General features: G+C 69.6%; 21 protein-coding genes and 3 tRNA genes. 19 read left to right on the forward strand and 5 right to left on the reverse strand.

The genetic code is table 11. The annotated features are described in order from the left end of the window. Window position 1 precedes the first annotated feature (1 nt). From KO353_RS01145 to KO353_RS01160, 4 genes are all read left to right on the forward strand, one after another. Window positions 2-949: a dimethyl sulfoxide reductase anchor subunit family protein gene (locus KO353_RS01145; protein WP_218285966.1), complete on the forward strand. Its 948-nt coding sequence runs from the start codon at window positions 2-4 to the stop codon at window positions 947-949. 61 nt (window positions 950-1,010) lie between these two features. Then, window positions 1,011-1,790, forward strand: a complete 780-nt coding sequence (gene otnI / locus KO353_RS01150; protein WP_218285967.1) for a 2-oxo-tetronate isomerase — start codon at window positions 1,011-1,013, stop codon at window positions 1,788-1,790. A 62-nt stretch (window positions 1,791-1,852) separates the two neighbouring features. Continuing rightward, complete coding sequence (locus KO353_RS01155; RefSeq protein WP_218285968.1) at window positions 1,853-2,737, forward strand: 2-hydroxy-3-oxopropionate reductase; 885 nt, start codon at window positions 1,853-1,855, stop codon at window positions 2,735-2,737. A gap of 244 nt (window positions 2,738-2,981) precedes the next feature. Continuing rightward, window positions 2,982-3,872 carry a helix-turn-helix domain-containing protein gene (locus KO353_RS01160; protein ID WP_218287205.1) on the forward strand — a complete coding sequence of 297 codons (891 nt, stop codon included), beginning with the start codon at window positions 2,982-2,984 and terminating at the stop codon, window positions 3,870-3,872. An 8-nt stretch (window positions 3,873-3,880) separates the two neighbouring features. On the opposite strand, the gene KO353_RS01165 is transcribed toward KO353_RS01160, so the two are convergent. The 3 genes from KO353_RS01165 to KO353_RS01175 all read right to left on the reverse strand — a co-directional run bounded on the left by KO353_RS01165 (window position 3,881) and on the right by KO353_RS01175 (window position 7,100). Further along, window positions 3,881-6,529 carry a bifunctional acetate--CoA ligase family protein/GNAT family N-acetyltransferase gene (locus KO353_RS01165; RefSeq protein ID WP_218285969.1) on the reverse strand — a complete coding sequence of 883 codons (2,649 nt, stop codon included), beginning with the start codon at window positions 6,527-6,529 and terminating at the stop codon, window positions 3,881-3,883. Between the two features lie 291 nt (window positions 6,530-6,820). After that, window positions 6,821-6,896, reverse strand: a tRNA-Asn gene (locus KO353_RS01170). Window positions 6,897-7,026: 130 nt separating this feature from the next. Continuing rightward, window positions 7,027-7,100 (reverse strand) — tRNA-Cys (locus KO353_RS01175). Window positions 7,101-7,232: 132 nt separating this feature from the next. Here KO353_RS01175 and KO353_RS01180 point away from each other — a divergent pair. The 6 genes from KO353_RS01180 (at window position 7,233) to ilvD (ending at window position 15,012) form a co-directional block, all read left to right on the forward strand. Beyond that, window positions 7,233-7,886 (forward strand): protein-L-isoaspartate O-methyltransferase family protein, encoded by a 654-nt coding sequence (locus KO353_RS01180; RefSeq protein ID WP_218285970.1) that lies wholly within the window; start codon window positions 7,233-7,235, stop codon window positions 7,884-7,886. 8 nt (window positions 7,887-7,894) lie between these two features. Then, window positions 7,895-8,236 (forward strand): rhodanese-like domain-containing protein, encoded by a 342-nt coding sequence (locus tag KO353_RS01185; RefSeq protein ID WP_235691967.1) that lies wholly within the window; start codon window positions 7,895-7,897, stop codon window positions 8,234-8,236. Between the two features lie 169 nt (window positions 8,237-8,405). Continuing rightward, window positions 8,406-9,851 (forward strand): TolC family outer membrane protein, encoded by a 1,446-nt coding sequence (locus KO353_RS01190; protein ID WP_235691968.1) that lies wholly within the window; start codon window positions 8,406-8,408, stop codon window positions 9,849-9,851. Next, entirely contained in the window at window positions 9,848-10,507 is a 660-nt protein-coding gene (locus KO353_RS01195) for a DUF2497 domain-containing protein (protein ID WP_218285971.1), read from the forward strand. Before KO353_RS01190 ends, KO353_RS01195 begins: the two co-directional genes overlap by 4 nt. Before the next feature lie 83 nt (window positions 10,508-10,590). Further along, window positions 10,591-13,263, forward strand: coding sequence for a valine--tRNA ligase (locus KO353_RS01200; protein ID WP_218285972.1), 2,673 nt, complete (start codon window positions 10,591-10,593; stop codon window positions 13,261-13,263). A 33-nt stretch (window positions 13,264-13,296) separates the two neighbouring features. Beyond that, on the forward strand, window positions 13,297-15,012 hold the full coding sequence (ilvD, locus tag KO353_RS01205; RefSeq protein WP_218287208.1) for a dihydroxy-acid dehydratase: 1,716 nt from the start codon (window positions 13,297-13,299) through the stop codon (window positions 15,010-15,012). A 187-nt stretch (window positions 15,013-15,199) separates the two neighbouring features. On the opposite strand, the gene KO353_RS01210 is transcribed toward ilvD, so the two are convergent. Continuing rightward, window positions 15,200-16,000: an exodeoxyribonuclease III gene (locus tag KO353_RS01210; RefSeq protein WP_235691969.1), complete on the reverse strand. Its 801-nt coding sequence runs from the start codon at window positions 15,998-16,000 to the stop codon at window positions 15,200-15,202. 223 nt (window positions 16,001-16,223) lie between these two features. Here KO353_RS01210 and KO353_RS01215 point away from each other — a divergent pair, with 223 nt between their 5' ends. The 3 genes from KO353_RS01215 to KO353_RS01225 all read left to right on the forward strand — a co-directional run bounded on the left by KO353_RS01215 (window position 16,224) and on the right by KO353_RS01225 (window position 17,229). Continuing rightward, window positions 16,224-16,541 (forward strand): integration host factor subunit alpha, encoded by a 318-nt coding sequence (locus KO353_RS01215; protein WP_218285973.1) that lies wholly within the window; start codon window positions 16,224-16,226, stop codon window positions 16,539-16,541. Between the two features lie 68 nt (window positions 16,542-16,609). Then, window positions 16,610-17,086, forward strand: coding sequence for a MerR family transcriptional regulator (locus KO353_RS01220; protein WP_328774488.1), 477 nt, complete (start codon window positions 16,610-16,612; stop codon window positions 17,084-17,086). A 66-nt stretch (window positions 17,087-17,152) separates the two neighbouring features. Continuing rightward, window positions 17,153-17,229 (forward strand) — tRNA-Pro (locus KO353_RS01225). Between the two features lie 97 nt (window positions 17,230-17,326). On the opposite strand, the gene KO353_RS01230 is transcribed toward KO353_RS01225, so the two are convergent. Further along, entirely contained in the window at window positions 17,327-17,764 is a 438-nt protein-coding gene (locus KO353_RS01230; RefSeq protein WP_218285975.1) for a CBS domain-containing protein, read from the reverse strand. A gap of 325 nt (window positions 17,765-18,089) precedes the next feature. On the opposite strand from KO353_RS01230, the gene KO353_RS01235 reads away from it, so the two are divergent. From KO353_RS01235 to phoB, 6 genes are all read left to right on the forward strand, one after another. Then, window positions 18,090-19,064: a PstS family phosphate ABC transporter substrate-binding protein gene (locus KO353_RS01235; RefSeq protein ID WP_235691970.1), complete on the forward strand. Its 975-nt coding sequence runs from the start codon at window positions 18,090-18,092 to the stop codon at window positions 19,062-19,064. A 140-nt stretch (window positions 19,065-19,204) separates the two neighbouring features. After that, a complete protein-coding gene (locus KO353_RS01240; protein WP_218285976.1) occupies window positions 19,205-21,829 on the forward strand; it encodes an ABC transporter permease subunit in 2,625 nt (874 codons plus the stop codon). Window positions 21,830-21,852: 23 nt separating this feature from the next. Continuing rightward, window positions 21,853-23,619 (forward strand): phosphate ABC transporter permease PstA, encoded by a 1,767-nt coding sequence (gene pstA, locus KO353_RS01245; RefSeq protein WP_235691971.1) that lies wholly within the window; start codon window positions 21,853-21,855, stop codon window positions 23,617-23,619. A gap of 22 nt (window positions 23,620-23,641) precedes the next feature. Beyond that, window positions 23,642-24,478 carry a phosphate ABC transporter ATP-binding protein PstB gene (pstB, locus tag KO353_RS01250; RefSeq protein WP_235691972.1) on the forward strand — a complete coding sequence of 279 codons (837 nt, stop codon included), beginning with the start codon at window positions 23,642-23,644 and terminating at the stop codon, window positions 24,476-24,478. A 16-nt stretch (window positions 24,479-24,494) separates the two neighbouring features. Next, window positions 24,495-25,220: a phosphate signaling complex protein PhoU gene (phoU, locus tag KO353_RS01255; protein WP_218285977.1), complete on the forward strand. Its 726-nt coding sequence runs from the start codon at window positions 24,495-24,497 to the stop codon at window positions 25,218-25,220. Then, a complete protein-coding gene (gene phoB / locus KO353_RS01260; RefSeq protein WP_235691973.1) occupies window positions 25,210-25,953 on the forward strand; it encodes a phosphate regulon transcriptional regulator PhoB in 744 nt (247 codons plus the stop codon). The genes phoU and phoB overlap by 11 nt, the downstream gene beginning before the upstream one ends. Window positions 25,954-25,956: the final 3 nt, after the last annotated feature.

Below are 25,956 nucleotides of genomic sequence, written 5' to 3' on the forward strand. Positions count from 1 at the left end.
AATGAACCCTGCCCCCTCCGTCATCGTCTTCACCGTCGGTTCCGGCGCGGGCTACGGGCTTCTCGCCGCGCTCGGGGTGCTCGCGGCGTTCGGGCTGCTTCCGCCCGGGCCGGGCTTCGCGGTCGCGTCGTTCGGCCTCGCGCTCGGTCTTGTCACGGCCGGGCTTGCCTCCTCGGCGCTTCATCTCGGCCACCCAGAGCGGGCGTGGCGCGCCTTCAGCCAGTGGCGCTCCTCCTGGCTCTCGCGCGAGGCGGTGCTGGCCGCAGCGACCTATCCGCCGGCGCTTCTGCTTGCCTTCCTGTCCGCCTCGGGAGGCAGCGGTGCTGCGCTCGCGGCGCTCGGCGTGCTCACCGCATGCCTCGCCGCGGCAACCGTGGTCTGCACCGGGATGATCTACCGTTCTCTCAAGCCGATCCACGCCTGGGCGAACCGGCTGACCGTTCCGGGATATCTGATCATCGGCGCCGCGACCGGGCTCACCCTCGCCTTCGCCGTGCTCGCTGCCTTTCGTGCCCCGGCGGCGTGGGGCGCGGGGGCGGCGGCGCTCGCGGCGCTGGCCGGGGGCTTCCTGCACAAGCGCGCCTATTGGCGGTTCCTCGACACAACCTCGGGGCCCGCCACGCCCGAATCGGCTACAGGGCTTGGCGGCATCGGCCGCGTGCGCCTCATCGACCCGCCGCATACGGGAAGGAACTTCGTGATGCGGGAGATGGGGTTCGTCGTCGCCCGCAAGCATGCCGAGGTCCTGCGGCGGATCGCGCTCGGCGCGGGGTTCGTCGTCCCAGCCTGGGCGGTCGCGGTCGGGCTCGGCCTCGGCGGCGACGCCGCGCCGTGGCTCGGGGCGGCCGGGGCGCTGTCTGCACTCTTTGGCGCGCTCGTCGAACGGTGGCTGTTCTTCGCCGAGGCGCGACACGCCGCGATGCTGTATTACGGCGCCGCCTCAGCCTGACCGGCACCAGACGCGACCGGGACGTCACCAGCAGCTCCGACACCAGACCCAAGGGGGCCTCATGCCGAAATTCGCCGCCAATCTCTCGATGATGTTCACCGACAGCCCGTTCCTTGACCGGTTCGCCCGCGCGGCGGCGGCCGGCTTCGATGCCGTCGAGTTCCTGTTTCCTTATGACTACACGCCCGCTGAGATCACGGGCGCGGCCCGCGCCGCGGGCGTGAAGGTCGTGCTGTTCAACACGGTGCCGGGGGACTGGGCGAAGGGGGAGCGCGGCCTTGCTGCCCTGCCCGGGCGGGAGGAGGAGTTCCTCGAGGGCGTGCGCAAGGCGATCGACTACGCGACCGCCGCCGGCTGCCCGCGCATCCACGCCATGGCGGGCCTCGTGCCAGAGGGAGCCGATCGCGCCCTCATGGGCCGGGTCTACCGCGACAATCTCGCCAAGGCGGCGGCGCTCGCTGCTGCCGCCTCGCTCGACGTGGTGATCGAGCCGATCAACACGCGCGACATCCCGGGTTTCTTCCTCAACCGGACGGAGGAGGCCGCAGCGGTGATCGCCGATGTCGGGGCGCCGAACCTGAAGATCCAGTTCGATATCTACCACCGCCAGATCATGCAGGGGGATCTCGCGCGCGCGATCGCCGATCACCTGCCGCTGATCGGCCACATGCAGCTCGCAGACAACCCGGGCCGGCACGAGCCGGGAACCGGCGAGATCAACTATCCGTTCCTGTTCGGCGAGATCGACCGGCTCGGCTTCGACGGGTTCATCGGCTGCGAGTACAAGCCGAAGGGAGAGACGGAGGCGGGGCTCGATTGGTTCGCGCCTTACCGGAGCTGAGTGGTGCAGGGCGCTGACTGCAAAGCAACTTTACTGAGGGAACACGCGGGAGAGACGACGCGATGAAGGTCGGTTTCATCGGACTTGGGATCATGGGGCGCCCGATGGCGCTCAACCTCAAGGCGAAGGGGCACGAGCTGTTCGTGCCCGAACGCAAGAGCCTCACCGACGAGCTCCGTGCGGCGGCGACCGTTCTGCCCGACGCCAAGGCCGTCGCCGCCGCGGCCGAGGTCGTGATCACGATGGTGCCCGACACGCCGGACGTCGAGCAGGTGCTGTTCGGCCCGGGCGGCGTGGCCGAGGGGTTGAGCCCCGGCAAGCTCGTGATCGACATGTCCTCGATCAGCCCCACCGCGACCAAGACCTTCGCGAGCAGGATCAACGCGCTTGGCTGCGACTACCTCGATGCGCCCGTCTCGGGGGGCGAGGTCGGGGCGAAGAACGCCACGCTCACCATCATGGTCGGCGGCCCGAAGCGTGCGTTCGACCGGGCCTTGCCGCTCTTCGAGGCGATGGGCAAGACCATCACCCTCGTCGGCGAGGAGAATGGGGCGGGCCAGACCACCAAGGTGGCGAACCAGATCATCGTCGCGCTCAACATCCAAGCCGTATCGGAAGCCCTTGTGTTCGCGGCCAAGGCGGGGGCAGATCCGGCGAAGGTTCGGCAGGCACTGATGGGCGGTTTCGCCAATTCGCGAATTCTCGAGGTGCATGCCGAGCGGATGATCAAGCGAACCTTCGCCCCGGGTTTCCGGATCCGCCTGCATCAGAAGGACCTCAACCTCGCCCTCAGCGCGGCGAGGGACCTCGGCGTGGCGCTGCCCAACACGGCGGTCGCGCAGCAGATGTTCAGCGCCGTCGCCGCCGCCGGAGGGGCCGACCTCGACCACTCGGCGATGGTTCAGGCGCTCGAGGCGCTCGCTTCCCACAAGGTCGCCGAGGGCTGATCGCGCGGCTGGACCGTCCCGCGTCCGATCCGGGGCCGCCATGCTGGTGCGTGCCGGCCCCTGTTCCGCTCGTCACCTTGTCTTTCCTCGATCGGTGAAGACGACGGCGGCGTGGTCAGGCCTCCCGAAACAGCCGCCTTGAATTCGGCTCAGCCGGAGGGTAGGTCTTACTGCACCGTGACCGTTCACGGTTTATGAGACGATTCGGGGCGTGCGAGTGCTCGCCCCGGGCGTGGAGGACCCGATGCGCTTCACCGAGATCGGCCAGCAGCTTCGGCAATACCGTCTGGAGAGCGGCCTGCGCGCTGAGGAGATCGCCGCCAGGTTGGGTGTCTCCCGAGCCGCTCTCTACCGATACGAGAAAGGTGAGGTCATCAAGCTCGACACGATCAAGCGGCTTGCCGAGCTTCTGAAGATCTCGCCGCTCAGCCTGCTCGGGATCGGGGTCGAGTACTTCTCCCGCGCCGTCGCCTATTTTGAGCGCGTGCGCGCCCTCGAGGAGACGACCGACCAGATCCTGCAGGTCGCCGGCCCGGTCAGCTATCTGATCACTTCCGATCTGTTCGACCAGGCGCTCGCCGAGATCTATGCCGAGGCGGCCGATCTCGCGGGCAGCGATCGTGCCGCCTGGCGGGCGCAGGGCGACCAGCTGCTCTCGGTGCTTGCCGCGCGCAAGCGGATGTACCAGCAGCGTCGGCCCTCGATCATCGCCATCATGACGGTTGGCTCGCTCAGGCGCTTCCTCGAGCTCGGCGTCGGCGGGGCCGTGCTGATGTCGGAGCGGATGCGTGCCCAGGCTCGGGATGTCGCGGCCTCTGAGTGCGAGACAATCGCGACCCTGATGGAGACGGAGCCGATGGGCATCCAGCTCGGTCTGATCGCCGGCGCCGAGCCCAATGGGAACTTCAAGATCCTGCGTAACCGCGAACGCGCCCATCTCGCGATCAACCCGTTCCGGCTCGAGTCCCACCCGACGGCGCAGACGGGGGTCGCGCTGATCACCGGCGCGGACGAGGCGGTCGCGATGCACCAGAAGGTCGCCGAGGGACTCTGGCGCGAGGCGCTGAAGGGAGCGACGGCGGCGGCGAAAGTGCGCGAGCTCGTCGCCGCAGTGCGCGCCTCCGAGCCGGCCTGAGGGCCCGCTCAGCGGCCCTGTCGTTCCGGTTCCGTGCCGAGATCGATCACAGCGACCATCACCTCCGGGTCGTGCCCGCTCGGCGTGACGGTGAAGCCGAGCCGGCGGACGAAGGCAAGCATCGGCCCGTTCTCGGCCAGCACCTCGCCCGTCACTCGGCGCAAGCCCGAGGCGCGCGCCCAGGCGAGACCAGCCTGCATCAGCTCCGTGCCGAGGCCGCTGCCCTTGATGTCCGAGCGCACGACAATCGCGAACTCGCCCTCCTCGCCGGAGCGGATGATCCGCACCACCCCGAGCGTCTCGGCCTGTTCGTCGCCGGCTGCGCCGGTGGTCGCGATGATCGCCATCTCGCGGTCGTAGTCGATCTGCGTCAGCCGCGCGATCTGTTCCGGCGAGAGGCTTCGGATCGGCGCGAAGAACCGGAACCGGACGTCCTCGGGCGAAAGCCGCGCGAAGAAGGCGGCATGCGCCTCCGCATCCTCGGGTCGGATCGGCCGAAGCGTCACGGCCCTGCCGTTGCGGAGCGTGACCTGCCGTTCGAGCTCGGCCGGATAGGGGGCGATGGCGAGATGGTGCGTGCCGCTTGCGGGCTCGGGCGTGATCCTGATCCACGCGTCGAGTGCCATCACGCCGCTTGCGCTTGCCGCGAGCGGGTTGACGTCGACCGCGAGCACGTCGGGGAAATCGACGGCGAGCTGGGCGAGGCGCACGAGCGTCTCGCGGAGCGCCTCGAGGTCGACTGCGGGGTGGTCGCGGAAGCCGGCGAGCAGAGGGGCGATCCGGCTGCGCGCGATCAGCGCATTGGCGAGCGCGCGGTTCAGCGGCGGAAGCTCGACCGCGACGTCGCCCGCGAGGGCGGCGGCGGTGCCGCCCTGGCCGAAGCCGATCGCGGCACCGAACAGGGGGTCGCGGCCGAGGCGCAGGAAGAGCTCCTGCCGCCCGGCGCGGGCGATCTGCCGCTGCACGAGGAACCCCTCCTGGCGCGCCCCCGGCGCGAGCCGGGCGACACGTGCTGCCATCGCCTCGGCCGCCGCCCGAACCATGTCCGGGGTCTCGAGGTCGAGCACCACACCGCCGACCTCGGTCTTGTGCGGCAGGTCCGGCGAGCGGATTTTGAGCACCACCGGGAAACCAAGCGCCCTGGCCGCCTCGGCCGCGCTCGCGGGATCGGACGCGACGCGGAAGGGAGCGGTCGGAATGCTATAGGCGTTGAGCGCCGCTCCCGCCTCGTCCTCGGTCAGGGTCAAGCGGCCTGCCTCTCTCGCCCGCGCAAGGAGGCGGCGGACGGTCTCTCGATCGGGCGCGACGGCGATGACGGTGCGCGGGGGAAGCTCGCGCGCCGCGTCGCGCGTGCGCCGCTCGTGGAGCAGAAGTCTGAGGGCCCGTCCCGCCGCCTCGAGGCTCGGGAAGGCCGCGATCCCGGCTGCGGCGAGGCGTGAGCGCAGGCCTGCGGCCTCGGCTCCGCCCGGCACGGCGGCGATCACCGGCAGGCCGCGTGCGGCCGCCTGGGCGGCGATCAGGGCCTCAATAGCGGAGGTTGCGGCTCCGCCGTCGCCGGTGGCGGCAAGCGCCGCGATCGCCGCATCGGCGGAGCCGCTCCTGGCCGCGCGGGCGAGGAGCTCGCCGATCCGCCCGGTCGGTGCTCCGGGCGGCAAAACGAGCGGGTTCGCCGCGGCCGCGCCGTCGAGCAGCGGGGCGAGCGCGTTCGAGGCCTCCTGCCAGGGCTCGGCCAAGGTAGCACCGGCGGCGCGCGCCGCAGAGGCAGCGAGCACCCCGAGCGCAGGCGAGGCGGCGGCCACGATCACCCTGTCGCCGCGCATGCGCCTCGGGCGTGCGAGGGTCGTCGCCGCGTCGAGCAGGTCCTCGAGCCCGCCGACATCGACCACCCCCGCCCGACGCAGCGCCGCGGCGAAGACGATGCCCGGAGGCAGCGAGACGTCCGCGGCCGGGTCCGGTCTCGGGGCAGGGGCGGTGCGGAGCGCGACCACGACCCTGCCGCGCGCCACCGCCCGGGCAGCCGAGAGGAAGCCGCGGCGGTCCTTCACCCGCGACACCTCAAGCAAGACCGCTCGCGTGGCTCCGTCGCGCGAGAGCCAGTCGAGGACCTCAGTGAAGCCGAGACCGTCGCACGCCCCGAGGGAGACGACGTGGCTGAGGCCGATGCCTTCGCCTGCGGCGTGGTCGAGCACGGCGGCGGCGATGCCCCGGTCCTGGCAGACGAGCGCGAGCGCTCCCGGGGCGGGTAGGCGAGGGAAGAGCGAAGCGTTCAGCCCGAGCGCGGGCGAGATCACGCCCGACGAACGGGGGCCGATGACGGGAAGCGGCGCGACGCTCGGCGAGGCGTCACCGAGCAGCACCGCCGCGCCCGCGCCGCGCGCGGCGAGGGCGGCAAGACCGGGCGCCAACGCCTCGCCGCGAAGATCGACGAGGGCGAGATCGGGCGCCTCCGGCAGGGACGCGACGTCGGGGAAGGCGGCCATGCCGTTTCCTGGCTCGGGGGCGGGCGAGACAACGGTCACGGATCCGCGGAAGCCGCCCGAGCGCAGGGCGGCGAGCACGCGGGCGGCGAGACTCTCCCCGGCGACCTCCCCGATCACCGTGACCGAGCGCGGCCGAAACAGACGCTCGACCGGGGAGGGGGGAGAGAGAGGGCTCATGGGAGGGTCTCTGCTGCGGTGCAGCATGACAGGTCGGTCGCGTCCGCCGCAAGCGGAGCGCGAACCGGTTGGGGGCGGCGGAGCGTCCCGGATCGGTGCAACGCACCTGCGGGGCGGCGGCACGGAGGTCCGCGCTTCAGCTTGACCGGTCTAAGCTCGGCCCGCTCACCAGCCGACGCGGGGAAGGCGGCCGCGCGGCATGACGTCCGAAACGCAGGTTAGCCTGAGCAAACCGGCGCCTGGATGTCGGTCGATCGGTGTGGCGGTGCGGAGATCGGGACCGGGCCGCGGTGGCTCCCCGAGCTGGGCTCGAACCAGCGACACGCGGATTAACAGTCCGCTGCTCTACCAACTGAGCTATCGGGGATCAGCCGCCCGCGAGCGGTCTAGCGCAGCGCCGCGGCGCGATCAAGCACGCCCGCGCCGGCAACGCGCTTCGCCCGGGCTTGGGAGACCCTGTCGCTACCGAAGCCGCGACGCGCCGCCTCCGCCGCCGTTGGAGGCCCGAGCCGGAATCGAACCGACGTCCGGGGATTTGCAGTCCCCTGCATGACCACTCTGCCATCGGGCCGCGCGACACCGCGTTTCGTTAGGGCCACGCCCGGTCAGGGTCAAGCGGCGGCCTTAAACCGGGCGTCTTGTTGCACCGCGACAGCAGGGCCAATATCCGGCACGCCCAGCGGAAGGGGGATCAGACAGCCGCATGGATTTCGCCAAGGCACGATTCAATATGGTCGAAGGCCAGCTCCGCCCCAACCGGGTGACGGACCCGGGCCTGCTCGACGCGATGGCGGAGGTGCCGCGCGAGTCGTTCCTGCCCGAGGCGAAGCGCCCGCTTGCCTATGTCGATGAGGACATCCCGCTCGGCGGCGGGCGCTTCCTGATGGAGCCCATGGTGTTCGCCCGCCTCGTCCAGGCGGCTGGGGTCCGGCCAGGGTGCCGCGTGCTCGTGGTCGGAGCGGGCGCGGGCTACGGCGTTGCGGTGCTGTGCCGGATGGGGGCGCGCGTGGTTGCGCTCGAGACCCCGGGAGCACTTGTGGAGTCTCTCCGCTCAAGGCTCTCCGATATCGAGGGGGCGACGGTCGTGGCCGGGCCGCTCGTGGAAGGCTGGGCCGCGGCGGCACCCTATGACGTGATCCTGATCGAAGGGGCGGTGGAGGAGATCCCCGGAGGCCTGACGGAGCAGCTCGCGGAAGGGGGGCGCCTCGTCACGGTGCGTGCCTCCTCCCGCCCGGGCGTGCTCGGCCGTGCCGTTCGTCTGCTTCGCGCCGCCGGGACGGTCACGGAGGTGGTGCTGTTCGAGGCCGGCACCCCGACCTTGCCCGAGTTCCGCCGCGCCCCGGCCTTCGTGTTCTGAGGCGCGGCGTGGCCGGCCCGTCCTTTCCCCTGCCGATCGAGATCGATGTCGCCACCCTGGATGCCTGGCGACGGGACAGCGTTCCGCATGCGGTTCTTGACGTGCGCGAGCCGTGGGAGGTCGCGATCGCGTCTCTCGCCGGCTCGCTCACGATTCCGATGGCCGAGGTGCCGGAGCGGACCACAGCGCTGCCGCGGGACGTGCCGGTCGTCGTGCTCTGTCATCATGGCGGACGGAGCCTGCGCGTCACCCTCTGGCTTCGGGCACGAGGGTTCGCCAACGCGGTCAACCTCGCCGGCGGGATCGACGCCTGGGCGGCGGAGGTGGACCCGTCGCTGCCCACCTATTGATCGGCGCACGGGGGGCGCGGCGTGGCCTGCGTCGTTCCGCCCTTGCACAGCGATGCGCAATGGCGGCAGCCTAGCAGCCTAGGTGCTGCGTCGCGGAGTTGGCGGCCAATCCGGGCCGCAGCGGCATGCACGTCGCAAGACGTTGGCGAGGAGAGCGGTGGACCGGACGATGGGTGATCAACAGCGTGGCGTGGGCGGAATGATCGGGCGTTGGGGAGGGGCGGCGGTGCTTGCGGCGTGCGTCCTCCTTCCGGCTTATGCCGCCGAGGCGCAGACGCTGCGCGAGGCGCTGGCGCTCGCCTACGCCAACAACCCGACGCTGCAGGCCGCCCGCGCGCGGCTTCGTGCCGTCGACGAGAACGTTCCGCAGGCGCTCTCCGGCTGGCGTCCGGTGGTGACGCTTCAGGGGCAATACGGCTACGCCGACGGAACGCAGACGGGAGCGCTCCAGCCCAACGGGCTGCGCACGCGCACCAATCTCGAACGCAACCCCCTCTCGGGCAGCGCGACCTTCGTCCAGCCTCTTTATCGCGGCGGCCGCACCGTCGCGGCGACGCGGCGTGCCGAGAGCCAGGTGCTCGCCGAGCGCGCCAACCTGCTCGCGACCGAGCAGAGCGTGCTCGCCGATGCGGTCAATGCCTATGTCACGGTGATCCAGAACCAGGAAGTCCTGAGGCTGACGACGAACAATGTGCGCGTGCTCGAACGGCAGCTCCAGGCGGCGCGCGACCGGTTCCGGGTCGGCGAGATCACCCGAACCGACGTCGCCCAGGCAGAGGCGCGGCTCGAGCGCGCGCGTTCGGAACGAAGCCGCGCCGACGGCGATCTGCAGACGGCGCGGTCGAACTTCGAGCGCCTGATCGGCGAGCCGCCGCGCGCGCTCACCGCACCGCCGCCGCTTCGGCCGATCGCGCGCGACGCCGAAGAGGCCGCCCGGCTGGCCGAGGCGAACAACCCGAACGTGCTGCGCGCTCGGTTCGAGGAACAGGCCGCGATCCACAACATCGACGTTGTCTTCGGCGAGCTTCTGCCCACCGCCTCGCTCCAGGGCAGCGCGTTCCGAAATGACGACAACTCCCTGCGCGACACCCGCAGCACCGGCGGGCAGCTGGTCGGGGTGCTGTCGGTGCCGCTGTACCAGGGGGGGCAGGAGCATGCGCGCGTGCGCCAGGCGAAGCAGGAGGCGCAGCGGGCGCAGGAGGTGCTGAACGAGGTTCGCCGCCAGGTGGTGGACAATGCCCGGCGCGCTTGGGAGACGCTTCAGGCGGCGCGTGCCGAGGTGAACGCACGCACGGCGCAGATCCGCGCCAACGAGATCGCCCTCGATGGCGTGCAGCGCGAGGCGCTCGTCGGCAGCCGGACGACGCTCGACGTCCTGAACGCCGAGCAGGAGCTTCTTGATGCCCGAACCGCTCTCGTGCGCGCCACGCGCGACTACCTGATCGCGACCTATGCGCTCGCCGCGGCCGCGGGCAGGCTGACAGCGCGCGACCTTCAGCTTCCGGTCCAGATCTACGATCCGCTCGAGCACTACACCTCGGTGCGGAACCGCTGGATCGGCACGGACGTGCCCCCCGCACGGCCGCTGCCTCTGACCCCGACGGCGTCGCGATGAGCGCCGAACCGCCCAAGCCCGCCGCGCCGCAATCGCCGGTCGGGCAGGACGCCTCGATGGAGGACATCCTCGCCTCGATCAGGCGGATCCTGGCCGAAGATCAGGCCGCGCCGATGCCGGCTGCGACCACGCCCGAGCCAGGTGGCGCCCCGGCCGACGACATCCTCGACCTGACCGAGCAGATGCTCGTGCCCGAGCAGAGGGCACCCGACGCCGCCGCGTCGCGGCCTTCGGGGTCGCAGGCCGAGATCGACGCTCTCCTCGCCGGCGCGCCCCAGTCCTCGGCTCCGGCGCCGATGTCGGAAGCGGAGATCGACGCGATGTTCGCCTCTTCCTCCGCCGGGGCCACTCCTGCGCCGCAGCCGGAAGCGGGCGCCGCCCCGTCCGCCGTTGCCGGTGTCGAGGAGGGGCTGATCGGCACGGCCGCCGCCACCGCCACCGCCGCCTCCTTCGCCGCGCTGCGCGCCGCGCGCGGGCAGGGGGAGATGCCGCGCCAGGCCGCGGCCGACATCGCTCTCGGCAACGGTGCGGTGACGCTCGAGCAGATCGTGCGCGAGGAGCTTCGCCCGCTTCTCAAGGCCTGGCTCGATGCGAACCTGCCCGGGCTCGTCGAGCGTCTCGTGAAGGCGGAACTCGAACGCGTCGCGCGCGGCTGAGCCTCGGTGGGGGCGCTTGACGGGGCAGTCCGCTGCCCGCCCAATCCGCGCCCGTGACGCTGCTGCACCCCCTGGCCGGAGCCATGCTGGACAAGACCTTCCCCCACGCCGACGTCGAGGCGCGCCACTACGCGCGCTGGGAGCGTTCGGGCCTGTTCGGCGCCAATCCTTCGAGCAGCGCGCGCCCCTTCTGCATCGTCATCCCGCCGCCGAACGTCACCGGCAGCCTGCACATGGGCCATGCGCTCAACAACACGCTTCAGGACATCCTGATCCGCTGGCGCCGGATGAAGGGGGACGATGTGCTTTGGCTCCCCGGAACCGACCATGCGGGGATCGCGACGCAGATGGTGGTCGACCGAATGCTCGCCGCCGAAGGCATCCGGTCGCAGGAGCTCGGCCGCGAGGCCTTCATCAGCCGCGTGTGGGAGTGGAAGGCGCAGTCGGGGGGCACGATCACGCGCCAGCTTCGACGCCTCGGCGCCTCGCTCGACTGGACGCGCGAGCGGTTCACCCTCGATGAGGGCCTCTCGCGGGCGGTGACGGAGGTGTTCGTCCGGCTCTACCGCGAGGGGCTGCTCTACCGCGCCAAGCGGCTCGTCAACTGGGACCCGAAGTTCCACTCCGCGATCTCCGACCTCGAGGTCGAGAACCGCGAGGTGAAGGGCACACTCTGGCACATCCGCTATCCGATCGCCGGCGAGGAGGGGCTCTCGATCACGGTCGCCACCACCCGGCCGGAGACGATGCTCGGGGACACGGCGGTCGCGGTTCACCCCGATGACGCGCGCTATCGCCACCTCGTCGGGCGCGAGGCGATCCTGCCGCTCTCCGGCCGGCGCATCCCGATCATCGCCGATGCCTACTCCGACCCGGAGAAGGGAACCGGTGCGGTGAAGATCACGCCCGCCCATGACTTCAACGACTTCGAGGTCGGCCGCCGGCATGGCCTGCCGCTTCTCAACATCTTCGACCCGGATGCGCGGCTTGCCGACATCCCGGAGGTCCCGGCCGCCTATCGCGGGCTCGATCGCTTCGCCGCGCGGCAGGCGATCGTGGCCGACCTCGAGGCGGCCGGCCTGCTCGCGAAGGCCGAGCCGCACACCCACATGGTTCCGCACGGCGACCGTTCCGGAGTCGTGATCGAGCCCTACCTCACGGACCAGTGGTTCGTCGATGCGAAGGCGCTTGCGGGGCCGGCGATCGAGGCCGTCTCGAGCGGGCGCACGGTGTTCGTGCCGCGCGCCTGGGAGAACACCTTCTTCGCCTGGATGCGCGAGATAGAGCCCTGGTGCGTCTCCCGCCAGCTCTGGTGGGGGCACCAGATCCCGGCGTGGTACGCGCCGGACGGCCGTATCTTCGTCGCGCATTCTGAGGAGGAGGCGAAGCGCGACGCGGCCGAGGCCTATGGCCACGAGGTCGAGCTCACGCGCGACCCCGACGTGCTCGACACCTGGTTCTCGTCCGCTCTCTGGCCGTTCTCGACGCTCGGCTGGCCGGAGCGGACCGCGGAGCTTGCGCGCTACTACCCGGGCGATGTGCTCGTCACCGGCTTCGACATCATCTTCTTCTGGGTCGCCCGGATGATGATGATGGGGATCCACTTCATGGGCGAGGTTCCCTTCCGCACCGTCTACGTGCACGGGCTTGTGCGCGACGAGCGCGGGCAGAAGATGTCGAAGTCGAAAGGCAACGTCATCGACCCGCTCGATCTGATCGAGGCCTATGGCGCCGATGCGCTCCGCTTCACGCTCGCGGCGATGGAGAGCCAAGGGCGCGACGTGAAGCTCTCGCGCGAGCGCGTCGAGGGCTACCGCAATTTCGGCACCAAGCTCTGGAACGCGGCGCGTTTCTGCCAGATGCATGCCTGCGCTCCCGTGCCGGGGTGGGACCCTGCTTCGGCGCAGATGACGCTGAACCGCTGGATCATCGGCGCGCTCGCGGAGGCCGGCTCGGGTGCAACGCGCGCGCTCGAGGAGTTCCGCTTCGACCTCTACACGGGCGGGCTCTACCAGTTCGTCTGGGGAACGTTCTGCGACTGGTATCTCGAGCTCGCCAAGCCCGCGCTGATCGGGCCCGACGGGCCGCAGAAGGAGGAGACACGGGCGACCGCCGCCTTCGTTCTCGACACGGTGCTCGCGCTGCTGCACCCGGTCCAGCCCTTCCTGACGGAGGAGCTATGGCACGCGCTCGCCGACCGGGGCCCCGGCGCCTGCGAGGGGCGGCGCACGCTGATGACCGAGCCGTGGCCGGACGCGGCGTCGCTGCCGCGCGACCCGGCCGCGGAGGCGGAAGTCGGGTGGGTGATCGCTCTCGTCTCCGAGCTCCGCGCCATCCGCTCGGAGATGGGGGTGCCGCCCGCGCGCGAGATCACCACCCACCTGAAGGATGCGCATGGCGAGACGCTTGCGCGGCTCGAACGCTGGAAAGAGCCGATCCTGAGGCTCGCGCGCCTGTCCGACATCACCCCGCTCGAGGGCGAGGTGCCCAAAGGTGCCGCCCAGGGCGTGGTCGGGGAGGCGACGGTCGTGCTGCCGCTTGCCGGGGTGATCGACCTCGCCGCCGAACGCGCCCGCCTCGGCCGCGAGATCGCGAAGCAGCGTGAGGAGATCCGCAAGCTCGACCAGAAGCTCGCCAACCCTGCCTTCGTCTCGCGTGCGGCGGAGGAGGTGGTGGAGGAGACGCGCCGCAAGCGCGCCGCGGCGGAGGCGACCGCAGCGCGGCTCGAGGCAGCGCTTGCGCGGATCGCGGTCTGACAGGATACGGAGAGGGAACGACTCGTGAGCAAGATGACCTGGGACAAGTCCCGCCTGCCGAGCAGGCATTCGACCGTCGGGCCCGACCGCGCGCCGCACCGAAGCTACTACTATGCGATGGGGCTGACGAAAGAGGAGATCGCCGCCCCGTTCGTCGGTGTGGCCACCTGCTGGAACGAGGCCGCCCCCTGCAACATCGCGCTCTCCCGCCAGGCGCAGAGCGTCAAGCGCGGCGTGGCCGAAGCCGGGGCGACACCGCGCGAGTTCACCACCATCACCGTGACCGATGGCATCGCCATGGGCCACCAGGGGATGAAGTCGTCACTCGCCTCGCGCGAGGTGATCGCCGACTCGATCGAGCTCACGGTGCGTGGCCACGGTTATGACGCGCTCGTCGGGCTTGCCGGCTGCGACAAGACGCTTCCCGGCGTGATGATGGCGATGGTGCGTCTCAACATCCCCTCCGTGTTCATGTATGGCGGATCGATCCTGCCCGGCACCTGGAGGGGCAGGGACGTGACCGTGCTCGACGTGTTCGAGGCGGTCGGCCAGCACGCGGCCGGCAATCTCACCGATGCCGAGCTCGAGGAGCTCGAGCAGGTCGCCTGCCCGGGCGCCGGCGCCTGCGGTGGCCAGTTCACCGCCAACACCATGGCCTGCGTCTCGGAGGTGATCGGCCTCGCCCTGCCGGGCTCTGCCGGCGCGCCCGCTCCCTTCGAGGAGCGCGACGCCTTCGCGGTGAAGTCGGGCATCGCGGTCGTCGAGCTCCTCAAGAACAACATCCGGCCGCGCGACATCGTCACCCGCAAGGCGCTCGAGAACGCGGCGATGATCGTCGGCGCCACCGGTGGCTCGACCAACGCCGCGCTTCACCTGCCCGCGATCGCCCACGAGGCGGGGATACGCTTCACCCTCGAGGACGTGGCGCGGATCATGCGCGCAACCCCGCACATCGCCGACCTCAAGCCAGGGGGGCGTTATGTCGCGCTCGACGTGCACCGGATCGGCGGCGTTCCGGTGATCATCAAGGCGCTGCTCGATGCCGGGCTGTTGCACGGCGACTGCCTGACCGTGACGGGCCGCACGCTTGCCGAGAACCACAAGGACGTGGTGTTCCCGACCGACCAGGACGTGGTGCGGCCGGTCTCGAACCCGATTTCGACCACGGGCGGGGTCGTCGGGCTCAAAGGCAATCTCGCCCCGGACGGGGCAATCGTGAAGATCGCCGGGATGAAGAACCTCCGCTTCGAAGGCCGCGCCCTGTGTTTCGACTGCGAGGAGGACGCCTTCGCCGCGGTGCGCGAGCGCGCCTACCAGGAGGGGGACGTGATCGTGATCCGCTATGAAGGGCCGAAGGGCGGCCCTGGCATGCGCGAGATGCTCTCGACCACCTCCGCGATCTATGGCCAGGGGATGGGCGAAAAGGTGGCGCTCATCACCGACGGGCGCTTCTCCGGCGCGACGCGCGGCTTCTGCATCGGCCACGTCTCGCCCGAGGCGGCCGTTGGCGGGCCGATCGGCCTTCTGCGCAACGGCGACCGGATCGTGATCGACGCCGCCGCCGGCACGCTCGATGTGCTGCTGACAGACGCCGAGCTCGCCGCGCGCCGGGCAGCGTGGAAGCCGCGCGAGACCATTTACCGCTCCGGCGCTCTCTGGAAATACGCCCAGCTCGTCGGCCCGGCGCATGAGGGGGCGGTGACGCACCCCGGCGCGGCGCAGGAGGGGCACGTCTACGCCGACCTCTGAGGCGGCGTCGCGCACCCGCGGCGGGCGCCCGGAGGATCGGTCCGCCGCGGCCGTGCCGGCGCGCCCGCCGAAGACGAAGGCGGCTCGCGCGGCGCTGACCTGCGCGCCGCAGCCGCGCGCCGTCAGGCGGTTCTTGCGCCCGTCTTGGAGACTTGGAGACGAGCCTCCGTGAGGGCTGCCGCCTCGCTCATGGCGCGTCGTCGAGCACGCACCAGACGGGGGTGTGGTCGGAGGGGCTGTCCCAGCCGCGCGGGGTGCGGTCTACCCCCGCTTCCGTGAGGCGCTCGGCCGCCGTGGGGCTCAAGAGCAGGGCATCGATCCGGAGGCCGTGATCCTGCTGCCAGGCGCCGCCTTGGTAGTCCCAATAGGTATAGCCCCGCGCGGGAAGAGGGTTGAGCGCCCGCCACGAATCGGTCCAGCCCTGCCAGAGCAGCCGCCGCCATGCGGCGCGGCTCTGCGGCTGGCACAGCGCATCGCCCGCCATCGCCCGCTCGTCCCACACATCCGCCTCGGTCGGGCAGATGTTCCAGTCGCCGCCGATCACCACCGGGCGCTCGGTCGCGAGCAGCGCCTCCGCATGGCGGGCGAGGCGGTCCATCCACGCCTGCTTGTAGGCGAACTTCTCGGTGCCGACCGGGTTGCCGTTCGGGCAGTAGACGCAGGCGATCACGAGCGGGCCTGCCTCAGCCTCGAGATAGCGGGCCTGGGCATCGTCGTCATCCCCGGGCAGGGAGCGCCGACGCTCCGCCAGAGGTGTGCGGGAGAGGATCGCGACACCGTTGTACGCCTTCTGGCCGTGGACAAGGGCGTGATAGCCGGCCGAGCGGACCTCCAGCAATGGGAAGCCCTGCTCCTCGACCTTCAACTCCTGCAGCAGCACGATGTCTGGGGCCTCCGGCCGGCCCAGCCAGTCGAGCAGGTGCTGCCTGCGGGCGCGCACGCTGTTGAGGTTCCAGGTGGCGATGCGCATGTCCAAACGCTTCGGCATGCTGTCCGATGTTCCGGCGCTGCCGCTGGAGAGTAGTGCGCTTTGCTCCCCGGCGGAAACCGCTCCCGCGCGCCGCTGTTGCGGTGGAGTCGGCGCCTGCCATCCTAACGGTCTGATCTTCCTGAATTCGGCTCGGGGCGGCGGCTTGACGCGCCGAGACCCGCGCTGGTAACGTCATCGCAAAGACTTACCTGCGGCAACGGTTATCCTCGGCGGGGGCGGCATGGCGGGAAGCACAGTCACACGCGCGCAGCTCGCCCAAGCGGTGTACGAGCAGGTCGGGCTTTCCCGGAACGAATCGGCGCAGCTCGTCGAGATGGTGCTCGAGATCGTCGCAAGCGCCCTGGAGGCTGGGCAGCCCGTGAAGATCTCCTCCTTCGGCACCTTCGCGGTCCGGCAGAAGGGGCGACGCATCGGCCGCAACCCCAAGACCGGGGTGGAGGTGCCGATCCTGCCGCGCAAGGTGCTGGTGTTCCGGCCGAGCCAGGTGTTGAAGGCACGGGTCAACGGGCAGGCCGCGCCGGCAGAGGACGATGCATGAGCGCGGACCCGCCGGCCTTGCGCGGGAGCGGGCGCAAGGCACCGTCCGCCTTTCGCACGATCAGCGAGGTGGCCGACGATCTTCATATTCCGCAGCATGTCCTCCGGTTCTGGGAGACGAAGTTCCCACAGCTCAAGCCGCTGAAGCGCGGCGGCGGCCGTCGCTACTACCGACCCGAGGACGTCGAGCTTCTCCGCAAGATCAGTGACCTGCTCTACATCCAGGGCTACACGATCAAGGGTGTGCAGCGCCTTCTTCGCGAAGGCGGCGAGGAGGAGCGGGCGCCGGCAGAGGACATCGGCGAGCCGCAGGCGGAGGCGGTGGAGGAGAAGCCGCAGCTCGCTCTCCCCGGCATGCCCGCGGGCAGCGCCGAGGCCGAGCGAAGCCGCAGCGTCAAGCCGGTGATCCGCGTGCGCGCCGAACGCGCGGTGGCTCCGGCCGCGGCCGAGGGCCGCGAGGCGAGGCTTCGGGCTGTGCTCGCCGAGGTTCTGGCGGAGCTGAAGGCGATCCGCGCCCTGATCGATCGGCCCGCTCAGAGCGAGTGAGCTGCGACGAAGGGCGCCTGCCGAAGCGTTGACAGGCTTGCCCCGTCGCGCCATTGCTCCCGCTGTCGGAGCGTAGCGCAGCCTGGTAGCGCATCAGTCTGGGGGACTGGGGGTCGTGGGTTCAAATCCCGCCGCTCCGACCACCTCGGGTGGCCAGCCGATTGGCGCCGTCAGTGGTCAGCCAGTCAACGGCTCAGTGCCAGCACCCGGCTCAGGCGGGACGATGGCGCCGTAACGCCCTCACGTCCCGGCACGCCAGACAGAAGACGTCAGCGTCTCGACGTCATTCTGCTGCTGCATCATCCGATACTTCACGAGATCGCGGATCGAGATGATGCCGGCTGGTTTGCCGTCCCGCATCACCGGAAGGTGCCGGAAATAGCCGCGGTCCATCATCTCCATGGCCTCGCCCACGGTCGTCTCGGGGGTCGCCACAACCGGGTTCGGCGTCATCAACTCGGCCGCCGTCAGGCTCAGCGCCTTCTCCCGGTGACGGGCGATCGCCTTGACCACGTCCCGCTCGCTGACGATGCCGAGCAGGGCGTTGTCGTCGTCCATTACCACGAGCGCGCCGATGCGCTGCGCGGCGATGATCTCGGCGGTCCTGACGCAGGGGGTGGTGGGGCCGACGGAGATGATCGATTCGCCCTTCTGCTTCAGCACCGCAGCGACGGTCATGCCTCTCTTCCCTTGCAGCCGCATGCCCTCGCGCTGGGCCGAGACACCCGCTCCGACGCCGCAGCGCAGCACGACGGCCGACCGGGTGCCTTCTCCCTGAGCATGGAACACTACTCGGCGCCTTGGCCGCGAGGCAATCATGCGGCGCTTCGGGCGCGGTGCCGCGACCGCGATCAGCGCGCCTGGGAACTGTCATCGAAGCTTCATCAGACTGCAATCTTGGTGTCTCGGAGCGGTCGATAGAGTGGCGTTGGCACTAAGGGCGGGGGCGGCATGCGACCTCCCCAAGTGAGCCACGCACACAGCAGCCGATGGAGGACCTGAGGTGAGGAGAACCCTGCTCGCGGCCGTGGCCGCAACCGTCTTCTCGACGGGCGCGATGGCCCAGGCCATCCAGATCGATCCGGAGCTGCCGGTCTACCGGCCGGTGCCCGGGATCTCCGGAAATCTGAAGTCGATCGGGTCTGATACCCTGAACAACCTGATGACCCTCTGGAGCGAGGGGTTCCAGGCGATCTACCCGAACGTTCGGATCGAGATCGAAGGCAAGGGAAGCTCGACGGCGCCGCCGGCGCTGATCGCGGGCACCGCGCAGTTCGGCCCGATGAGCCGGCCGATGAACCAGCGCGAGATCGATGCCTTCACGCAGCGCTTCGGCTATCCGCCGAGCGCGATCCGCGGCGCCGTCGACGCACTCGCCGTCTATGTCCACAAGGACAACCCGATCCAGTGCCTGACGATGCAGCAGGTCGATGCGATCTTTTCGAAGACGCGTCGCGGCGGGCACCCGACCGAGATCAACACCTGGGGGCAGCTCGGGCTCACGGGCGAGTGGGCGAACCGGCCGATCAGCCTCTATGGGCGCAACAGCGCCTCCGGCACCTACGGCTATTTCAAGGAAGCCGCGCTCTTCAACGGCGACTACCGCGACAGCGTCAAGGAACAGCCCGGGTCGTCGACGGTGGTCCAGGGCGTGGCGTCGGACCGTTTCGCGATCGGCTACTCCGGCATCGGCTACCGAACCGCCGACGTGCGCCCGGTGCCGCTCGCGGCGCGTCCCGGCGCGACCTGCTACGGCGTCGAGCCCGAGAACGTATACTCGGGTGACTATCCGCTGAGCCGCTTCCTCTACATCTATGTCAACGTGAACCCGAACCAGCCGCTCGATCCGCTGCGGCGGGAGTTCATCCGGTTCGTCTACTCCCGCCAGGGCCAGGAGGCGACCGTGAAGGACGGCTACCTGCCGGTGACGAACGCGATCGCGCAGGAGGACCTCCGCGCCAAGCGCATCATCGAGTAGTGAACGTGGCGAGGGGGCGGGCTGTCGCCCCCTCGCGACGGCCCGGTCGCGGGTTGGGTGCGGGCCCTCGGGCGCGCGCGGGGTGGTGACCGGGTCGGTCCGGATGCTGCGGGTTTGCTAGAGCGTGAGCGAGGGGTTGGATGAGCGACCAGGCGACCGTTGATGTGCCCGCCACCCGCGCGCGCCCGCCCATACGGCAGAACCGGCAGACACGACGCAGCGTCATTGTCGTCGATCGTCTCGCCGACTGGTCGATTACCGTCGGCGGGCTGTTCGTGATCTTCGCCGTCGCCGCGATCATGGTTTTCCTCGCCCAGGTGGTCGTACCCCTCTTCACCGGCGGGCGGATTGAGAGCGCGCGCAGCTTCACGGTTCCCCTCGCGCCGACCGGCGTGCTGATGGCCAATGTCGACGAGCACAAGACCGTCGCGGTCGTGCTCGCGGGCGACGGCAGCATCACCGCCTTCCATGCCCAGACCGGCGCGCCGATCGAGGCGAGGGGCTTCGACTTGGGGGGGCGCGTGCCGACCGCGTTCGGCCGCACGCTCGCGCGCGACAATCTGATCTTCGGCTTCGCCGACGGAACGATCCGCTTCGCCACGCTTCGGTTCACGACCGCGATCCTGCTGCCCGATGCCGTGCCGGCCGGGCTCAGGCAGCTTGACGAGCGCGACGGGACGAACGGATCCGCCGTGTTCTCGCGGATCCCCGGCAATCAGTTCCGCCGGGTCGAGGTCGCTGCCACGCTCGATGCGCCGCAGAAGATCTCGAATGCCGCGATCGTCGCGGCCGATTACCGCGTCGGCGGCACGGTCGAGCGGCCGACTCGCTCCTTCGTCACCGCCGATGCCGACGGCATCATCCGGCTGTCGCGCGCCGAGAGCCGGATCAACATGCTGACGCGGCAGGTGCGCACGACGGTGACCAGCGCCACGCTGCCGGAGCTCAGCCCTGGCCTCGAGATCAAGGGCATTCTGTTGACCGAGAAGGCCGACCAGGTGCTCGTCGCCACCCGGGAGGGGGTCGTCTACCGCTACGACACGCGTGACTTCAACGCGCCTCGGCTTGCCGAACGGGTTCGTGTCCTGGCCGAGGGCGAGGAGCTCACCGGCTTCTACTTCCTGATCGGCGAACAGACGCTGATCGTCACAGGCTCGCGCGGCACGGTCGATGCCTGGTTCACGCTCGAGCGTCGGGATGCCGGCACGAGCGACGGCTATGCGCTCGTTCGCGCCCATGTTCTCGAGCCGCACGGCAACGCGGTGCGCGCCCTCTCGGCCGGGCAGCGTGGCAAGAGCTTCGTGACGGCGGACGCCGACGGCGCGGTGTGGCTTCGTCACACCACCTCGAACCAGGTCCTGCTCCGCCTCGACAAGGACCGCCCCGCTGGCGGCTATGCCGCGCTGATGCTCACCCCGCGTGCCGATGGCGTTCTCGCGATCGCCGCCGACGGCAGGACGAGCTTCTGGAACGTCGACGTTCCGCACCCGGAAACGACGCTGCAGACGATCTTCGGCAAGGTCTGGTACGAGGGGTATCAGGGACCGACCTTCACCTGGCAGTCCTCCGCCGGAACCGACCAGTTCGAGCCGAAACTGAGCCTCGTGCCGCTGATCTTCGGCACCGTGAAAGCCACCGTCTATGCGCTTCTGTTCGCGCTTCCGATCGCTCTGATGGGGGCGATCTACACGAGCGAGTTCGTTGACCCGCGCGTGCGTGCCGTGGTCAAGCCGGCGATGGAGATGATGGCCTCACTTCCCTCCGTCGTGCTCGGCTTCATCGCCGCCCTGATCCTCGCGCCGATCGTCGAGCAGTGGATCGCGGCGGTGCTGATGATCTTCGTCGCGCTGCCGATCTCGCTGCTGCTCGCGGCCTATGCGTGGCAGGTCCTGCCGCGGTCGATCACGCTCCGCTTCGGGGGCCTGCCGAAATTCGTGCTCATGTTCGTCTTTCTCGCCATCGGCTTCCAGGCCTCGCTGTGGCTCGGCGATGCACTCGAGGCTCTGGTGTTCGCGGGCGACATCAAGCTGTGGCTCGACGGCACGCGCGGCGACGGCATCGGCTTCACGACGATGATCCTCACCCCGCTTGGCGTGTTCCTCGCGAGCTGGCTGACGCGGCGCTTCCTCGAGGACCGGATCGCGGCGCTGGTCGGCGCCGGAACGCGGCTGCGTGTCGGCGGCTTCGCCTTCCTGCGGTGGGTGTTGATCCTCGCCGCCGGCGTTACGCTCGCCTGGGTCGTCGCGACCCTGCTCGCCTCTTTCGGTTACGATCCTCGTGGCGGGATCGTTGGCACCTACGTGCAGCGCAACACGCTGGTCGTCGGGTTCGCAATGGGGTTCGCGGTGATCCCGATCATCTACACGATCAGCGAAGATGCGCTGAACAGCGTGCCGGAGCACCTCCGCGCCGCCTCGCTCGCCTGCGGTGCGACGGCGTGGCAGACCGCGACGCGCGTGATCCTGCCCACCGCCGCAAGTGGCGTGTTCGCCGCGGTGATGATCGGGATGGGCCGGGCGGTCGGCGAGACGATGATCGTGGTGATGGCGGCCGGCAACACGCCGATCATGGAGTGGAACATCTTCAACGGGCTACGTGCCCTCTCGGCCAACATCGCCGTCGAACTGCCGGAGGCGGTGCGTGACAGCACGCTCTACCGGATGCTGTTCCTCGCCGCCCTCGTCCTGTTCGCGATGACGTTCGTGATCAACACCATGGCCGAGGTGATACGCCAGCGCTTCCGCCGCCGCGCGGCGAGCCTCTGAACCAGGGAGGGGGAGCAAGCCCGATGGCGATGGATGCCATTGTCACGACGGCCCGAACGCAGGCGGCCGCCCGGGCGGCGGTCGCGGAAGCGCGCAAGGCAACAGCCGGAGCGACCCGCCCCATCGACCTTCAGAACCAGGGCGAACCCTCGCTCTGGTTGCTCGGCGGCGCGCTTGCCCTCGGCATCGTGATGATCCTCGCCTTCCTCGTGCTCGTCTTCTGGAACGGAATCGTGACGTTCTGGCCGAGGCCAATCGAGGTCGTTCGGCTCGCTGACGGAACCATGGTCGCGGGCGAACCGACCCGGAGCCAGGTGTTCCGCCCGGGGCCCGAGGTGCTCGACACCCTCTCGCCAAGGCAGCGCGAGATCATCGCCCAGGCGGGCGGTCTTGCGGAGCGGACGCTTCTGCGCACCGGCAATTTCGACCTCTATGGCGACGACTTCCAGTGGGTGCCGGCCTACGAGCGCGCCGAGACGAGACGTCCGCCCGAGATGATGCTCGCCGAGCGGCAGGAGTGGGGCGTCTTCGTCGGGACGATCCGCTCCTTCAGCCGCGATGGCCAGACCGTGACCGTCACCTCACCGCGCGACCCGGCGCTCGCGGAGGCGCATCGCGCTGCACGCGAGCGCTGGGCCGAGATCAGGCGGATCGAGCGCGGCGAGATCGGCACGGTGAACCACTATCTCGAGAAGGAGCGCCTCGCGCTTCGTCGGGTCCAGCTCCAGAACCCAGAGGGCGGGCCGGTGGTCGAGGCGGCGGCGCGTCGCTTCGCCGAGCGTGAGGCGGAGCTGCAGCGGCAGTACGAGGCGCTCGCCGCCCGAGCGCAGGCGCTGCGGCGCGCGCACGAGGCGGACCTGATCACCTTCGTCGAGGTGAACGGGCGGGAGAAGACGCAGCCCCTTGGCTCGGTCGTTCGCATCGTCGCCTCGAACGACCTGTCGCTTCTCGGCAAGCTCGGCGTCTATCTCTCTCGCTGGGCGGAGTTCATCACCGACGAGCCGCGCGAGGCGAATACCGAGGGCGGGATCCTGCCCGCGATCTTCGGCACGGTGGCGATGACGCTCCTGCTCGTGATCGTCGTCACGCCGTTCGGCGTGATCACCGCCCTCTATCTGCGCGAATACGCGCGCCAGGGCCGGCTCGTCTCGATCGTGCGGATCTCGGTGAACAACCTCGCCGGCGTGCCCTCGATCGTCTATGGCGTATTCGGCCTCGGCTTCTTCGCCTACATCGTCGGCGGCTCGATCGACCAGCTCTTCTATCCCGAGCGCCTGCCGAGCCCGACCTTCGGTACGGGCGGCCTGCTCTGGGCGTCGCTAACGCTCGCCCTGCTCACCGTGCCTGTGGTGATCGTCGCGACCGAGGAGGCGCTCGCCGCCGTGCCGCGAAGCATGCGCGAGGGCAGCCTCGCCTGCGGCGCCTCGAAATGGCAGACGATCCGCAACATCGTGCTTCCCCGCGCGATGCCGGGGATCATGACCGGGATCATCCTTGCGATGGCGCGCGGGGCGGGCGAGGTGGCGCCGCTGATGCTGGTTGGCGTCGTGAAGCTCGCGCCGGAACTCCCGATCGACGGGTTCTTCCCGTTCATCCATCTCGAGCGCAGCTTCATGCATCTCGGGTTCCACATCTACGATGTCGGGTTCCAGAGCCGGAACAGCGAGGCCGGCAAGCCGATGGTGTTTGTCACCACGCTGCTTCTGATCACGCTCATCTTCACGATGAACCTCACCGCGATCGTTGTGCGAAACCGGCTCAAGCGCCGGTTCGCCGGGGCGCAGTTCTGACCAAAGTGGAGGACAGTCCGCGATGCCAGACGCCGAGGTGATGGAACGGCCGCAGGGCGAGACCTTCCCCCAGACCGTGTACCATCTCAAGACGGCTGGGGGTCCACCCGCGGTCGAGATCAAGAACTTCAATCTGTGGTATGGCGGAACGGCTCAGGCGCTGTTCGACATCACCATGTCGATCGAGAAGGGCCTCGTCACCGCGCTGATCGGCCCTTCCGGCTGCGGCAAGTCGACGCTTCTGCGCTGCCTCAACCGCATGAACGACCTGATCGACGGCATCCGCATCGAGGGGCGGATCTCGATCGAGGGGAGCGACATCTATGCTCCCGGGGCGGACGTGATCGCGATCCGCAAGCGGATGGGCATGGTGTTCCAGAAGCCAAACCCGTTCCCGATGTCGATCTACGAGAATGTCGCCTACCCGCTCCGGGTCGACGGGATCCGCGACAAGGCGCTGATCGACGCGACCGTCGAACAGAGCCTGCGCGGTGCTGCCCTGTGGGAGGAGGTGAAGGACAGGCTGAACGAGAGCGCGCTCGGCCTCTCCGGGGGGCAGCAGCAGCGCCTGTGCATCGCGCGTGCGATCGCCGGCAGCCCGGAGGTTCTGCTGATGGACGAGCCCTGTTCCGCTCTCGACCCGATCGCCACCGCCAAGATCGAGGAGCTGATCGACGAGCTCCGCGGCCAGTTCACCATCGTCATCGTCACCCACAACATGCAGCAGGCCGGGCGCGTCTCCGACAACACGGCCTTCATGTATCTCGGGCGGCTGATCGAGTACGGCGAGACCGCGACAGTGTTCACGCGGCCGCTTGCGCAGCGCACGCAGGACTACATCACCGGCCGCTTCGGCTGATCGAGAGGAGCGCGACATGGCGGGCCATACCGTACGATCCTTCGACGAGGAGCTCCGGCACCTGCGCGACATCATCGCCCGCATGGGAGGCATGGTCGAGAGCCAGCTCGCGCTCGCGACCACGGCGATGGTCAAGCGTGACGTCGCGCTCGCCACGCGCGTCGTCGAGACCGACCCGCAGGTTGACGCAATGGACCGCGAGGTCTCGCACCACGTCGTCAAGCTTCTGGCGCTTCGCCAGCCTATGGCGGGCGACTTGAGGCTGATCGTGGGCTCGATGCGGATCGCCTCCGATCTCGAGCGCATCGGCGACTATGCCGCCAACGTCGCGAAACGATCGCTCGTGCTCGCGCAGAACCCCCCGTCCGTCTCCTATGGTCCGATCGAGCGGATGGGCCGGATGGTGCAGGAGATGCTCAAGGACACGCTCGATGCCTTCGCCACCGACGATGCGGCGAAGGCGATGTCGGTCTGGCGCCGCGACGAGGCGGTGGACGAGATGTATTCCTCGCTCTTCCGCACGCTGCTGACCTACATGATGGAGGACCCGCGCAACATCACCCCCTGCACGCATCTTCTCTTCATCGCCAAGAACCTCGAGCGGATCGGTGATCACGCGACCAACATCGCCGAGACGATCCATTTCGCCGTGGTGGGCGAGGAGCCGGAAGGGGAACGGCCGAAGGGTGACACCTCGTCGCTTGCGGCTGCAGACGTCGGAGGATCGAGCGATGCGTCTTGAACCTTCGCAGGCGACGGCAGCGACCATCTCGAGCATGCTGAAACCGCTGATCCTAATTGTCGAGGACGAGGCGCCGCTCGTGACGATGCTGCGTTATAACCTCGAGAAGCAGGGCTTCCGCGTCGAGGAGGCGAGCGACGGGCAGGAGGCGCTGACGAAGATCGCCGAGGCCCGGCCCGATCTCGTCCTGCTCGACTGGATGCTCCCCGCGATGTCCGGCATCGAAGTGTGCCGCCAGATACGCCGCAAGCCGGGAACGCGCGACCTGCCCATCATCATGGTGACCGCACGCGCGGAGGATGCGGATGCGGTGCGCGGCCTCAACACCGGGGCCGACGACTACATCACCAAGCCCTTCCAGATGGACATGCTGCTTGCGCGTATCCGCGCCCTGCTGCGCCGCGCGGGCGCCACACCGGCGAAGGGCACGCTCAAGTTCCATGACATCACAATGGACCTCGCGGCCCATCGCGTTCAGCGTCAGGGGCGTAGCGTCCATCTCGGCCCGACCGAGTTCCGCCTGCTCGAGTTCTTCATGCAGCATCCGGGGCGGGTGTTCTCGCGCGAGGAGCTGCTCGACGCCGTGTGGGGGCCCGACATCCATGTCGAGCCGCGGACGGTGGATGTGCACATCCGCAGGCTGCGCAAAAGCCTGAACGGGCCGGGCGAGATCGACGTCATCCGCACCGTTCGGGCGGCAGGCTACGCGCTCGACACGGAACCATCAGGTTAGCGC

Source organism: Elioraea tepida, from assembly GCF_019203965.1.
Taxonomy (GTDB): domain Bacteria; phylum Pseudomonadota; class Alphaproteobacteria; order Acetobacterales; family Acetobacteraceae; genus Elioraea_A; species Elioraea_A tepida.